Annotated in this window: 12 protein-coding genes; 6 read left to right on the plus strand and 6 right to left on the minus strand. The window is 33.7% G+C overall.

The genetic code is table 11. The features are described 5' to 3' along the window. The first annotated feature begins 13 nt into the window (after positions 1–13). Complete coding sequence (gene gntR / locus GAPWK_RS00355) at positions 14–1018, plus strand: gluconate operon transcriptional repressor GntR (RefSeq protein ID WP_162471750.1); 1005 nt, start codon at positions 14–16, stop codon at positions 1016–1018. A gap of 163 nt (positions 1019–1181) precedes the next feature. On the opposite strand, the gene GAPWK_RS15425 is transcribed toward gntR, so the two are convergent. Beyond that, the gene (locus GAPWK_RS15425) at positions 1182–1286 is read right to left on the minus strand and encodes a DUF805 domain-containing protein (protein WP_407919845.1); all 105 of its coding nucleotides are present in this window, start codon (positions 1284–1286) and stop codon (positions 1182–1184) included. Between the two features lie 387 nt (positions 1287–1673). Here GAPWK_RS15425 and upp point away from each other — a divergent pair, with 387 nt between their 5' ends. Both upp and GAPWK_RS00365 read left to right on the plus strand, forming a co-directional pair. Continuing rightward, positions 1674–2300 carry a uracil phosphoribosyltransferase gene (gene upp / locus GAPWK_RS00360; protein ID WP_025314320.1) on the plus strand — a complete coding sequence of 209 codons (627 nt, stop codon included), beginning with the start codon at positions 1674–1676 and terminating at the stop codon, positions 2298–2300. Positions 2301–2411: 111 nt separating this feature from the next. Beyond that, complete coding sequence (locus GAPWK_RS00365) at positions 2412–3671, plus strand: uracil-xanthine permease family protein (RefSeq protein ID WP_038517669.1); 1260 nt, start codon at positions 2412–2414, stop codon at positions 3669–3671. 546 nt (positions 3672–4217) lie between these two features. Here GAPWK_RS00365 and lysS read toward each other — a convergent pair. The 5 genes from lysS to GAPWK_RS00390 form a co-directional block, all read right to left on the minus strand. Continuing rightward, positions 4218–5732 carry a lysine--tRNA ligase gene (lysS, locus tag GAPWK_RS00370; protein ID WP_025314322.1) on the minus strand — a complete coding sequence of 505 codons (1515 nt, stop codon included), beginning with the start codon at positions 5730–5732 and terminating at the stop codon, positions 4218–4220. A gap of 31 nt (positions 5733–5763) precedes the next feature. Further along, a protein-coding gene (gene prfB / locus GAPWK_RS00375) for a peptide chain release factor 2 (protein WP_110287277.1) occupies positions 5764–6862 on the minus strand; the annotation gives its coding sequence in 2 pieces (ribosomal slippage) (positions 5764–6786 and positions 6788–6862; 1098 coding nt in all). Between the two features lie 298 nt (positions 6863–7160). Further along, positions 7161–7787 carry a Fe-Mn family superoxide dismutase gene (locus tag GAPWK_RS00380; RefSeq protein WP_025314324.1) on the minus strand — a complete coding sequence of 209 codons (627 nt, stop codon included), beginning with the start codon at positions 7785–7787 and terminating at the stop codon, positions 7161–7163. 137 nt (positions 7788–7924) lie between these two features. After that, positions 7925–8749, minus strand: coding sequence for a VanW family protein (locus GAPWK_RS00385; RefSeq protein WP_025314325.1), 825 nt, complete (start codon positions 8747–8749; stop codon positions 7925–7927). 11 nt (positions 8750–8760) lie between these two features. Then, positions 8761–9501, minus strand: coding sequence for a type 1 glutamine amidotransferase (locus tag GAPWK_RS00390; protein WP_025314326.1), 741 nt, complete (start codon positions 9499–9501; stop codon positions 8761–8763). A 486-nt stretch (positions 9502–9987) separates the two neighbouring features. Between GAPWK_RS00390 and GAPWK_RS00395 the strand changes: the two genes are divergently transcribed. From GAPWK_RS00395 to GAPWK_RS00405, 3 genes are all read left to right on the plus strand, one after another. Then, the gene (locus GAPWK_RS00395; protein ID WP_025314327.1) at positions 9988–10215 is read left to right on the plus strand and encodes a hypothetical protein; all 228 of its coding nucleotides are present in this window, start codon (positions 9988–9990) and stop codon (positions 10213–10215) included. A 156-nt stretch (positions 10216–10371) separates the two neighbouring features. Continuing rightward, entirely contained in the window at positions 10372–11292 is a 921-nt protein-coding gene (locus GAPWK_RS00400; protein ID WP_025314328.1) for a hypothetical protein, read from the plus strand. A 41-nt stretch (positions 11293–11333) separates the two neighbouring features. Beyond that, entirely contained in the window at positions 11334–15362 is a 4029-nt protein-coding gene (locus tag GAPWK_RS00405; RefSeq protein ID WP_025314329.1) for a toxin VasX, read from the plus strand.

Here is a 15362-nt window from a genome sequence, read left to right on the forward strand (position 1 = left end):
GTAGTAAAAAAACATGGTTAATATAAAAAAACGCCGTGCAGGTTTGCAGGAAATAGCAGATTTTATTGGCATTAGTAAAATGACGGTAAGCCGATTTTTACGTGATCCTAATCTTGTATCAAAGCCACTTCAATTACAAATATCAGCGGCAATAGACGAACTTGGTTATATCCCTAATAAAGCACCAGATATGCTGTCAAATGCAAAAAGTAATGCGATTGGTGTATTATTACCATCACTAACTAATCAGGTGTTTGCTGAAGTATTAAAAGGTATCGAACTAGTAACAGACAAACATCGTTACCAAACTATGATTGCACACACAGGGTATAATCCCGAAAAAGAAGAAATGCGGTTGCGATCGTTACTTGCTTATAATATTGATGGATTGATATTAACTGAACGTACACATACCGCTGCAACACGAAAAATGATTGAAATATCAGGAGTACCTGTAGTTGAAATTATGGATAGTGTTTCGCCTTGTATTGATATGGCTGTGGGTTTTGATAATTATGAAGTAACTAAGAATATGGTTAATCGCATGATTAAAAAAGGTCATAAACATATTGCTTATATTAGTGCACGCCAGGATGATAGAAGTATTATTCGTCAGCAAGGTTATGAACAAGCCATGCGAGATGCAGGACTGTCTACCAAAACTTTTGCGACAATAGAATCTTCATCTTATTCATTAGGTAAGCAATTACTCCATCAAGCATTGAAAGAGTATCCACAAATTGATGGTGTTTTTAGTACTAACGATGATTTAGCGCTTGGGGTACTGTTTGAATGTCAACGGTTAGGTATTAAAATACCTGAACAACTAGCTATTGCTGGTTTTCATGGACATGATGTTGGACAAGTCGTCACGCCAAAATTAGCTTCTATTTTAACACCGAGAATTGAAATAGGTCAGAAATCAGCAGAAATGTTACTAAAACGTATTAATGGAGAACAAATAGACCAGAATATAATTGATCTGCCTGTTAAGTATTTAGACGGTGAAAGTATTTAATAAAGTAATAAATAACACTGAAATTTAGTTAACCTCATTACCTCTAGTAATGAGGTTATTGGAAATTATAATCCTTTAGGATTTTCACCATATTGGTTAGTACTAGGTATTAAATCCCACACAAACATAACAAGTAATACAGCACCGCCAAATGGAACAAAAATCAGAACCACCAATCTAATTTATTTGTATCATGTAAGCGCTGTACTGAAACAGCTAAAGAAAGGAGTATTACTGCCAACGCATATTTATAGACGTAACATAGCAAAGTCCCGAAGTATCAAGCGTCATTATAAAAATCTGGTGATAGCATTAACTAATGTATACATCCAATATTCTTTTCGACGTGCTTTTGCATTAAAATTTGCATAATTTTTTGTAATACAATCAATAAACTAATTCAACATTACCTTTACATATTCCTTTTTTATTTAATTCGCAAAATACCTTTTGAGTTTGGTACCTTATTAAAAAAATAAAAAGAAAACTGATTCCTATCATTAATTTTCATTTTTTTATTTTATTGTAGATAGTTATGTTATCAGATCTCTTATTGATTTCAGGTTTTCATAAAGTGAGATTTATGTTAGTATTATCACTCAGTGGTTATTTATACCTACTAATTATGTCTTGAAAGAATAACACTGAGGCCCCCATGAAAATTGTTGAAGTAAAACACCCTCTTGTACGTCATAAAATTGGTTTAATGCGTGAACATGATATTAGCACAAAAGATTTCCGTGACCTTGCCAGCGAAGTAGGCAGCTTATTAACTTATGAAGCAACGGCGAATCTTCCAACCGAAACGGTAACCATTGAAGGTTGGTGTGGTCCTGTTCAAGTAGAACGCATTAAAGGCAAAAAAATCACAGTAGTGCCAATTCTGCGAGCAGGTTTAGGTATGATGGATGGTGTATTGGAACATGTACCGAGTGCAAGAATTAGCGTCGTTGGATTTTATCGTAATGAAGAAACTCTTGAACCAGTCCCTTATTTTCAAAAATTAACTTCTGATATTGAAGAACGAATGGCTTTGGTTGTTGATCCAATGCTTGCTACAGGTGGTTCAATGGTTGCAACTATTGATTTGCTTAAGAAAGCAGGTTGTAAAAATATTAAAGTATTGGTTTTAGTTGCTGCTCCAGAAGGAATTAAAACACTTGAACAGGCGCATCCTGATGTCGAACTTTATACCGCTTCAATTGATGAAAGGCTGAATGATAAAGGCTACATCTTACCTGGGCTTGGTGATGCTGGTGACAAAATATTCGGCACCAAATAAAATCTCAAATTTTAGACCGGTTTATCCGGTTTTTTTATGCCTGTTAATTAATTATTGAATTATTTATCAGCTAAATATCAAGTTGAAAAGGAGATTGTGAACGTGGCAAAAATCACAAAAGATGCAATAAAACATGAAGCTGATCTATCTAAATACTCGTGGCAGGACATTTTCACCGGTGCTCAAATGTTATTTGTTGCATTTGGTGCATTAGTTTTAGTTCCTCTACTAACTGGATTAAACCCAAATGTCGCACTGTTTACCGCTGGTGTCGGGACACTATTGTTTCAACTTACCACTAAAGGGAAAGTACCAGTATTTTTAGCTTCTTCCTTTGCTTTTATTGCACCAATTTCATTTGGCGTAGCTCAGTGGGGAATACCTGCAACATTAGGTGGTTTAGTTGCCGCAGGTTTTGTGTTTATGTTTTTTGCTTTTTTAGTAAAAATTAATGGAAATGATGTAATTAACCGAATTTTACCACCAGTTGTGACCGGCCCAATTATTATGGTTATTGGTTTATCTCTAGCGCCTGTTGCTGTCGGCATGGCAATGGGTAAAGATAGTGATTTACCCGCTGAAAACTATCAATTAATTATTATTTCAATGGCATCACTCGTCACTACTTTAGCTATGGCGATTTGGGCAAAAGGTTTTTTTAAATTAGTGCCCATTATTGCAGGGATCATCGTTGGGTATACACTTTCGTGTTTATTTGGTATTGTCAGTTTTCAACCGGTTATTGATGCTCCATGGTTTAAAGTTCCTGATTTCACGTTTCCAACATTTCAATGGCAAGCTATTTTATATATGCTTCCAATTGTTATCGCACCAACCATTGAACATGTAGGTGATATTATGGCAATTAGTTCTGTTACAGGTAAAGATTATACCCGTGAACCAGGTTTACAACGTACTTTGTTAGGTGACGGACTCGCGACTTCTACTGCTGGATTTTTGGGTGGTCCACCTTGTATTACTTATGCAGAAGTAATTGGTGCAGTAACGTTAACGCGTAATTTCAAAACAAGAGTGATGACTTGGGCTGCAATTTGGGCGATTTTAATGTCTTTTGTTGGAAAAATTGGCGCTTTTTTAAGCTCCATTCCAACGGTAGTTATGGGAGGCATTATGGTACTACTGTTTGGGTCAATTGCATCGGTTGGCATTAATATTTTAGTCAAACATAAAGTGGATCTATCCGTTTCTCGTAATATGTGTATTGTTTCATTGGTATTAGTATTTGGTATTGGTGGAATGATTTTTGATTTTGGCTCTTATGCACTGCAAGGAATTAGCTTGTGTGGCATTTTAGCTATTGTACTAAATTTAATATTACCTCATCACACTAAACCGACCAATATTGGTTAATCTAAATTAATAGGCCGTTAATGATGAATATCATTAACGGTTTCTTATTCTCATAACTGAATATTTTATAAATGTTTTTAATTCCATCGTGACTTGATGTAAGTGATGACGTTTTTTGCAATAGTTTGAGTTTTCAGTAAAGGTTTTAGCTTAATTTTTTCTTTTATTATCATTAAAAAACTTAATCAATTCTGATTAGAAAAGTTAACTATTGTTTTCGCAATAGATCGATTAACTCTAATTTAATTATTATAACTCTAACTATTAACTAGCTAGATTTCTGGGTGATATTTAGAAGTGTTCTTAGTGATGTTTAGAGTTGGTATGATTGATAGTATTTTACTTTAATTATAGTGAAGAAAAGATTTTTAATTAATTATTTAATTTTACATATTTTAATTGAATAGAAATAGTTGGATAAAGTTAATATCAATTTTTTTATTATAATAAAAAATAATCTTGTAAAAAAGTTTGAGGTTAACTATACGTTTTAGTATAAAACCTCACTTATTTAATAATAAGTGAGGTTTATTATGGTAAGAAATTTTATTTTATTGGACGCATGGTCGGGAATAAAATCACGTCACGAATGGTATGACTGTTAGTAAATAACATTACCGTGCGATCGATACCAATACCAAGTCCTGCTGTTGGTGGTAAGCCATGTTCAAGTGCAGTGATATAATCATCATCATAGAACATCGCTTCATCATCTCCAGCATCTTTTTGTGATACTTGATCAGCAAAACGTTGAGCTTGATCTTCAGCATCATTAAGTTCTGAGAATCCGTTACCAATTTCTCGTCCACCAATAAAGAATTCAAAACGGTCGGTAACAAATGGATTTTCATCGTTACGGCGAGCAAGTGGTGATACTTCCGCTGGGTATTCAGTGATAAATGTTGGTTGAATTAAGTTAGTTTCTGCAACCTCTTCGAAAATTTCTGTAACAACACGACCGAGTCCCCAACCTTTCTCGACTTTAATACCAACAGCTTTTGCAATAGCACATGCTTTATCAAAATCATCTAAATCGTCATTATTGGTTTCTGGTCGATAATGACATATAGCTTCACGCATGGTCATTTTGATGAAAGGTTTTCCAAAATCAAAAGTATGATCGCCATATTGCACAACAGGATTACCTGTTACCGCAATGGCTAAACGACGGAATAACGATTCCGTTAAAACAATCAGATCTTTATAATCCGCATAAGCCATATACATTTCCATCATGGTGAATTCTGGATTATGTCTTGGTGATACCCCTTCATTACGGAAGTTTCGGTTAATCTCAAACACACGTTCAAAACCACCAACCACCAAGCGTTTTAAATAAAGTTCAGGGGCAATACGCAAATACATATCAAGATCGAGCGCATTATGGTGTGTGATAAATGGTTTAGCTGACGCGCCACCAGGGATCACTTGCATCATTGGAGTTTCAACCTCCATAAAGTGATGCTCAAGCATAAAGTTACGAATTTCTGTTACCACTTTTGAACGAGCAATAAAGGTATTACGCGACTCTTGGTTAGTGATAAGATCTAGGTAACGTTGACGATAGCGCATTTCTTGATCAGCAAGGCCATGGAATTTGTCAGGTAATGGGCGTAGCGCTTTAGTTAACAGACGAATTTCTTCACAGTGGATTGACAGTTCACCAGTTTTTGTTTTAAACAAATAACCCTTAGCTCCAATAATATCCCCAAGATCCCACTTTTTAAATTGTTCATTATAAAAATTTTCAGGAAGATCATCACGAGTAACATAAAGTTGGATTTGCCCAGTAACATCTTGCAATGAAACAAAAGATGCTTTCCCCATAATTCGGCGCATCATCATCCGACCAGCAACAGTAACTGTAATTTTATTTTCAATTAATTCTTCGTTAGTTTTATCGACATACAATTTATGAAGATCGCTTGAAATTGCATCACGGCGAAAGTCATTAGGGAAAGCTATACCTTGTTCGCGAATATGTGCAAGCTTTTCACGACGTATTGTAAGCTCGTTATTTAACTCTTCAATATGATTTTGTTGCTCTTGCTGTGTTGACATAATTTTACCTTTTATTTATCACCAAGCAGGGTTATAAACCTGCTTTTAAGCTCTCTTCAATAAATTGATCTAAATCACCGTCTAAAACGGCTTGAGTATTGCGTGTTTCTACACCGGTACGTAAATCTTTAATCCTTGAGTCATCAAGGACATAAGAACGAATTTGACTGCCCCAACCAATATCGGATTTATTGTCTTCCATCTGTTGTTTTTCGGCATTCTTTTTCTGCATTTCAAGCTCATACAATTTAGCTTTTAACTGTTTCATGGCTTGATCTTTATTACTGTGCTGAGAACGATTATTTTGACATTGCGTTACAATGCCAGTTGGAATATGGGTAATGCGTACCGCTGATTCAGTTCTATTAACATGCTGACCACCGGCACCGGATGCACGATAAACATCAATACGAAGATCGGCAGGGTTAATATCGATATCAATATTATCATCAATTTCAGGGTAGACAAAGACAGATGCAAATGATGTATGACGACGGTTACCTGAATCAAATGGACTTTTACGTACTAAGCGGTGAACTCCTGTTTCGGTGCGCAACCAGCCATAAGCATAGTCGCCAGATACTTTAATTGTTGCTGATTTTATACCAGCAACATCACCATCTGATACTTCCATAACTTCAGTGGTAAAACCTTTTGATTCGCCCCAACGCAAATACATTCTGAGTAGCATTTCTGCCCAATCTTGTGCTTCAGTACCGCCTGAACCTGATTGAATATCTAAATAACAGTCAGCACTGTCGTAATCGCCAGAAAACATACGGCGGAACTCAAGGCCTGCTAGTTTTTTTTCTAATTGTTCAAGTTCTAGATTGGTTTCATTAAAGGTATCTTGATCTTCGGCTTCAATAGCAAGCTCAAGTAAACCTTCGACATCGTCAAGACCTTGCTCTAATGAATTAATGGTATTGATGATATCTTCAAGTGCTACTCGTTCTTTACCTAAAGCTTGTGCTTTTTCAGGATCTGCCCAGACTTCAGATTGCTCTAATTCAGCGTTGACTTCTTCTAGTCGTTCTTTTTTTAGATCATAGTCAAAGATACCCCCGAATCACATTAGTGCGTTCGGTAAGTTCTGCTATTTTTGACTTAACAGGATTAATTTCAAACATGTTTTAAGTTGGATGCTCAGTTTATGATTTTTAAATAAGCATTTATTGTAGCGGATTTAAGTATAATTTAGCAATTACCAATTTAGGCTTGATGCATTGTGATTCAATAATTTTATGCTACAAAGTCAGGGATAAAGTAACATTATCAAAAAGAGGTGAATATTGATAAAAAAATAGTTCAAATTTTATAAAGTAATTTAAATGTAATATCGTTGCATTAATGAAGAATAATGACTCTAAAAACTCATAATGACCCACAAGGAGCCATTATGAGGTATTTTGGACAAAGTTAAATAAATTATTTTTTAGCTTCTGCGTATAATTCAGCGACTTTATCCCAGTTAATGACATTCCAAAATGCACCAATATAATCGGCACGACGGTTTTGATATTTCAAATAGTAAGCATGTTCCCAAACGTCAAGAGCCAGAATTGGGGTGCCAGATACACCAGCAAATTTTTCACCCATAATTGGAGAATCTTGGTTAGCGGTAGAAACAACTTCAAGTTTACCATTTTTAAGTACTAACCAAGCCCAACCCGAACCAAAACGGGTTGCTGCAGCCGCAGAAAATTTCTCTTTAAATGCATCAATCGAACCAAAATCCTTTTCAATAGCAGTTTTCAGCTCACCTTTAAGTTCAGTTCCGATTTTTAACAATTCCCAGAAAAAGGAGTGATTAACATGACCACCAACATTATTTTTAACGCCAGTAACTTTGTCTGATGGGACTTTATCAAGATTTTTTAATAATGTTTCAGGACAAAAATCTTTAACTTCAGTAGGTAATGACTCTAATAATGCGTTAGAATTATTTACATAAGTTTGATGATGCTTATCATGATGAAGATGCATGGTTTCAGTATCAATATAAGGCTCTAAAGCATCATAAGCATAAGGTAGAGGGGGTAATGTATAAGCCATGTAATTGCTCCTTTCATTTATTGAGTTTTTTTACTTCTTTATATTAAAAGTATACGAACTATTACTAGCGTCCACAAACTATTATTTAGATAGTTAATTACTATCTAAATAAGGTAATTGCTGTATGATTTTTACGTTTAGTTTTGCTGAGTTAAATAAGGTGTATACATCATAATTGCATGATTTTCACTAATAAGGTTTTCCTCTATATGATTATCAAGTAAATGTATTTTACGTTGCCATATCTTATTGTGTCTCGTGTACCCACCCCACCATTGTTGCTCAATGACGTGATCAGTTTCGAATATTTCATAGTGATAAGATAGCGGTGTATTGGCAAGCAGTTCACCATGTAAATATTTATCATCTAACCAAAGATTAAGTCGGTATGTTGTATTTGTTTTATTGAGTAATTGTAAATCTACATAGTTATAAGATAATGTTGCACCACAAGCAAATGGAATAGTACGATTAACATCAGGAAAAACATCAAAACTATGTCGCCATCGTTCAATAATCGTTAAATCAGAGTGTAATGCAATCCAGTAAATTAAATTGCCAAGTTGACATAAACCACCACCAATATCTTTACCGATTTGTCCATTATGCAGTGAGAGACCTTCTAAAAAGCCACGTTCTTTAGACGGTCGCCCCACTTTTTGCCAAATTGAAAATCGTTGATTAGGCTTAATTATTGAACCGTTTATCTGTTCAATTGCTAAGCGAAGATTAGTGATTTTGTTATATTGCAAATACATATCAACATCTTTTAGTTGTCTTAACAATACAGATTGATGTTTTTTATGAGAATAGCAGCAAGTATTATTATTTTTATCTATTACGCAATAGGCGTGACGGTTGCGCCACCAATCTAATTTACGCTTAACAATAAAGTACTCTTTACCTAACCTTAATCTTAACTGACTGCGTTTTTTAGGTTTTTCTACAATAGTGTTTTGCATACAACGCCATCCTAACTACTGAATTGATTATTTTTTAGTGATAAATAATTAATACTTAACTTATCAAGAAAAACAAAAAGCTTTAAATTCATTTGGCTATAATCATGTTTTCGTAACATATCGGGCGTATCAACAAAACGATAATTTGCAGCTTGATTCAGATCGTTTAACGAATGAGAAATGAGTTTTTCAACGACTTCATGTGTTAATTCTAAATGACATTGAAATCCATAAACAAATTTATCATAAGCAATAATTTGCCGCGGACAACCTTCACTATACGCAATTATTTGAGCATCTTTTGTTAATCCCGGCATATCATTGTGCCAATGACCTACCGCTAATTTATCACCAAAATGCGTAAATAAAGAGTGATGCTTTCCAACTTCAGTTAATGTAATTGGAAATTTGCCAATTTCTTTTTCTGGGCTATGTTCATGAGTCGCACCTAATGCTTCACCAATCAATTGTGAACCTAAACAAACACCAATAACGACTTTATCTGCTTTAATAGCAGACAAAATGACTGCTTGTTCAGCTAATGAATCAAAATGTGCACACTCTTGCTTTGTTGTTGCTGGTGATTGTGGTCCGCCCATGATGATTAAAAAGTCAATGTGATTGATATTATCAGGTAGTGCTTCACCAAGATAAACCCGCGAATAACTAATAGTATGTTGATGTATTTTCGCCCATTGCTCATAAGCACCTGGTGCTTCAAATTCTTCGTGAATAATAAAATGTATATGCATGGGTTCCTAATTCCTAATGTATTAAAATTATTAGATTAATAAATAATAAGTTCAGTATTAATTATTTAAAAAACACTCTACAGTATATTAAGCAATAACAGTTATAAAAACAAAATATTTGTATTTCAATAATTATCATTTGCAATGATAAATTCAATCAATACCATTATAGTCATTTAAATAAATGCTAATTTCTAGCCTTAAAATTAAATGAATAAGTGTTACAGTTAATTGACATTTTGTATCCATTATTTAGCTTGCTAACAGAGTAATTTTAATCATGCTAATAATGGTTATTTAACTATAACCTGATAAAAAATATACACAATCAAGTTAAAAAAAATATAATAACAGATTGAAAATCATACAAATAAATTATATCCTTTATACAAAATGTAATGTACATATATTAAAGTTAATAATGGGAATATTTCATTTTAAAAAATAATAAATAAAATTTAGCTTGTTAGGATATGTAAGGAAGTAATGGAAACATCTTTTTTAAAAACAGCATCAGCCAGTGTTAACGCACTTTCTAAAACGGTTTTAAAAAATCGTGATTCGCTTGAAATTGATATTATAACCAATAGATTAATTTCTATTTTTCCAGTTGCAATAGACGAACAATTAAATCAATCTTGCGATTATTCAATTATTTCCACTTTCAGCTACAAAAAATTATCGGTCAACCCAATGTTAGATCTAAATGATTGATTTATTAAAATCAACGAAAATGTCATTGAGTTGAGAATCATCGATAATGTCTACTTAAAATGTAACGCGATGAAAAAACGAGCGTTAACAAAAAAGAACTATTTTATTAAAAATGAGTGAGATTAATGATAAACGCTGTACGAAAAAAGGTTAAAAATGTTCAATGAACTAAATCGGTACGATAATTTTAGACGATATCGTTATCTTTTAATTGATAATAGGGTTGTACTTCATTGGGCAAATCCGTTATCACTTGAAAAACTAACTCAACAATTTGGCGAAAATAAAGCTTTTGGTGAAAAAAAACTAACAACAGTATTACGTACTGATCTAGATTACGATCCAAGTGTTTGCCCGACATTGATTCAATTAGCAGAGCCAAGTATATTGACCGATGATGTCATTATTGATGACATTAGCCGACAAGCCACATTAGAGCGTTTTTGGTCACAACGTTATATCTGTGCTTATCTGGTTAGTGACCAAAAACCGTCAGCGTTGGCAAAACAATTAATTAATATCGGTAATTCAATTGGTCGAACTTTAAAAGGATCGTATTACCCATTTTTTGAGCCTTTTCGGATGCAATTTTTAGATGAAGTAGGTTCAAATCAAAGTAAAGCGTGGTTAAAAGCGCAATTTTCTCAAATTTACAACTATTATTATCCTTCAATTCATAATGGTAAATTTATTCAATTTACTGCTAATAAAGAACCTATGCCAGAAAAAAGTTGGGATGTTGATGACAATCTGCCTATTAAAAATATTCGAATAATTCGTACTTTGGTTAATGCTTGGGCAAATAACCGATTACAATTTGAAGAGCAACAATCTTTACCATTATCAAAAGATGTTATCACTGAGGCGACACAATTGGTTGAGCAAGCCAAGCAATTAGGTTTAGTTGATGCTGGTGATATCTTATTTTGGGGAATTTGTGGCTTAAGGTACCATCAAGCCTTTACCCAAAATCCAAAAGTTTTAATGCTAACTGAGCTTGCTAAAAAAACACCTGGAACACTATCAACACAAGTTAATAATGCCAATATTATTATTGAAAGTACAAACATTAAGTAAATTAGATAAATAAAACAATAAAATAATAAGGAATAGCCAACATGCAAAAAGAAATAAATACCGCCAATCAAAATAAGAAACAAGCGGCTGGTAAATGTCCTGTATGTGAGCGGAAAGGGATTCCGGTGTTTTTACTGCGTCAGGCGGTAATTAAATTAGCTCCGTTTGAAGGCGCAAAAAGTGATTTTGATTATCAATCGTTAGCTAATTATGCACAAAAAATAAACTTTAAAAATCGCATGCCTGACGAACAGTTAAAAGATTATGGTTATATTTTGCGTACCCTGCGCAATGGTTATGTTTATGTGATGCAACAAAAAGGGGATGATATTAATACACGAATACTTGAAGCTTATGAGTGTATTGATGGTGCATTACGTTTAAAAGATGCTTATAGTTTAAGTGGTACAGAACCAAGACCATTATCAAAAGCGTGTTACAATGCCTGTCACTCCATTCCAGCCTCATTTATTAATTTGGATGATCGAATCTATACCAATGCATGGGTAGCGTATGTATCACAACCATGGTCTAGCGAAACAATTAATCAATATATTAAAGAACAAGACAAACTGGCACTGTCTCGTTTTACCCATATTGATATAACCAAATTGAAAGACGATCCCGACCAAGCAACTAACAATCGAGCAGTACCTTTTGCGGATATTTTTGGCAAAGCGGATGATACCGAAAGTGTCAGTAACGTACTTGAATTTAGAATAAAAAAAGCCCCACTGCCAAACTTCAGATCGGCACATCCATTTGTCAGTCTATATAATCAAAAACGTTTTTTTGCCTACCATGTCAATCGATTATCAGATTCCTCATGTGGTGTCGTTGTGGAAGACACCTTTGGTATTGCTGAAGAGCTAAACTCTCAGCGACTTTCGCATTTACATATATTCAATGAAAAACCACTGACCGATGACGAATTAAAACTTGCTGAAGAAGTTATTGATAATTTGGATGACATCGATAAAGAAACCAAAATTTATGAACAACGCGCCAAAAATATGCTCAAAACAATCAATCCATATTTGCAACAACGCTTTAAATATTATGAAGCTGGAATGTTAAAAAAACGGATGATATTTGAATTGATGACTCAGTACCGTCAGTCAATTGTAACGTTTTATGATCGTGAAATTGCTAAAGTAGAGGAAGAGATTAAAAAAGTTGTAAATTCTGGTGATGATAATTTTAGTTATTACGGTATCCCTCCATCAATAAAAATGCAAGCTAAAATAGGTAAACTATCGTCAGACAAAAAGCAAGCATTAGACGATTTTGATGATTGTGTTAATCAAGATACAATTCAGAATTTTACTAGCGAATTAGAGTCAGCTTATAACCAAGTCGTTAATTATTGTCGAGAATGGTCACAAGATTATTATACTTATGTCCGCTGGTTGTTTGGTAAGCAAGAGTTTATATCGGACTATGGTCAATCAAAACCAAGCAGTTTTAACCTAGTCCATTTTTGGCAACGTGAATTTGATTTTTCGGTTGAAACAGCCTTGATGGCGCATGTAACAGAAGTTACGCAAATACTATTAGATTCAACTCATTCAGAAATAAAATTTGCCAATGATAGTGCTTTGTGGGATGAACTGCTTAGCAATCCAGAAAGTATCTATTACATTATTGACTATAATAATCCTAAAGGTATTGATCGTGATGAAGAAGTGTATGTTGAACTGACGGATAACCGACTGCTCAAACCTAACGATATAATATCAAATGTTTTGAGTTTTGCACCTGTTGTAAATAAAGTAATTGAAGAAGTAAACAAAGACGCACTAAAAAGAAAACAATATATATTAGAACAAAATAAAGCACAGTTAGAAGCTGAAATTAAAATCAATCAGCAAAACATAGAACAACTGGAAAGCAAAAAAAAGAGTATTCCAGTCCATAATCAAACTGAAATTCAAGAATTGATAAAGGCAAAAAGAAAGTACAACGCTGAAATTCAAACATTAAATAAAGAGCTTGAAAAGGTTAATCAACAAATGTCAGAAATGGCTCAACCAAATGTGTCAAACTTAGGGCAGAGCGCTAATAAAAATGATTTATTAAATCGTACAGCCCTTAAAAAGCAAGCTGTACTAATTAAAGATAAATTACATATACCTATAAAATCACAGTGGATGCGGCTTAACGCTTTTGATCAACTAACCAGAATCGGAGCCATGCCCGTTGAAATTAATATACAGATAAAACCTGAGAATATCGCTAAAATCCAAAATTTATTTACTCAAATGCAGCGAGGTTTTTTTAATCGAGGTCTTTATCATCCGCATGAGCAGGAATTTTTGCAAAATTTTGACATTGATGAAGAGGTAACCAAAACAGGTACAACTAAAACCAGAAAAGCTAAATTTACGCTCTGTTTTCCAGACAAAGTAACAAGAAGTTTATTTGTCGAGTTTATTAAGAAAACCAATGGGATATTAAACCCCTACGAATTAAAAAAATTTATTGAAAATGCGTATAAAGACTATTTTAAGCTAATTTATAAACAAAAAAATCTTCAAGCACAGCTTGAGAATGCAACCAAAAATAAAACGTCAATCAATGAAAAAATAAATCAAGGTAGTAGCAAAAATACTAGCAATAAAACCACAAAAATAAACCAAAAAATAGAAAAGATAGGAGATCTTTCAAACAAAAATAAAATTGGTTTAGAAACTGTCATTAATAAAATTGAGTTAGAAGGCGTTAATAACGAAATCAAAATTGGAAAAATAACTTTTGCCATTAATCTGGCTGTGGATGCAATATCATGTGTTGTCACTTTGATGAATATAAAAGACACTCTCAAAGAGTGGGGAGTTGCTAAAGAGGGCAGTGGCGAACAAAAAGTAAAAGTACAACTAATAAAAGATGTGGTATCACTAGCTTTAATGAGTATTGATTTAACCAGTCAATATCAAAATATTAAACTCAATAAGCAATTAGAAAATGCTATTAATACCAATAAACAAGCCATTCGTAGTCAATTAAAATTAAATACTCTAATTAGTAAAACAGTTTCCAGAGTAACAACAGTAATCACCGTTCTTGAAGCCATTGGTGAGTTAAAAAGTTCGTTTGATATGGTGGATATGGAGGATAAACAATATTTTAAATTAAGGGTTTTTGGAGTGGCTCTTACTGTGTTTGGTTGTATCATAGCATTAGCAGGGACATTATTAACCATTATTGTTGGTGCTATTTTTGCTATTGCGGGCGGAGTTGCCATTTTATTTAGTAAAAAGTATGATAAATACACGCCTATTCAGCATTGGTTAAATCGTTGCTATTTTGGCAAACAAGCAGAGCTAGAATATTTAGGTTATGACGTTTATCATGAAGAAGAACGCTATTCACACAGTGGTTTTGGTTTAGCGCTCAATGACTATACTGTTATGATCTATGGCATTCAAACCTTTATCCGTTTGCAATCGCTTTATAATGGTGCCCCTGTTGTACCAATGCCTGATTCTGCCAATATGTTGCAGCAACATATCTATTTTTATGTTGATATTCCCGATTTTGCCAAAGCCAATCCTAACGAAGTGCTAACGGCTTCCATCCGTTTATATCTTTATAACTGGGAATATCTTGATAACCAATCCAGTGTGATAACCGATAAATATATCGATTTAAAATGCCGCGTAACAACCAACGGTATTGAAGTTTTAGAGATTAAAAATAGCCCTGGAACCGACAAATCTATTTGCACCGATAAAAAAATGTATTTCAATAAATATGAACTGCCGTCATTAATAAGCAAGTTTCCTTCCTCAACTGGGGAGCGTTATATCGATGAGCCGGCTGAATTTCAATTAACGCAAACTCTAGGGAATGGAACAAAAGTGATCGAAAGTAAACCAAAATTTAGTGATGTTAAAAATGTTATGGTTAAGCAGGGTGATAGTATTGACAGTGATGGGCTAATTATTAACAAATGGATTGCAGGCACAATTGGTGCTAATAGTATTAAAAAATACCATATAATCATTGAGTATAATAACCGTGAAGCAGTCCCATTAATTATTACCAAAAAGTCTAACAAAATTAATTAA

The sequence above is a fragment of the Gilliamella apicola genome (assembly GCF_000599985.1).
Lineage (GTDB): Bacteria > Pseudomonadota > Gammaproteobacteria > Enterobacterales > Orbaceae > Gilliamella > Gilliamella apicola.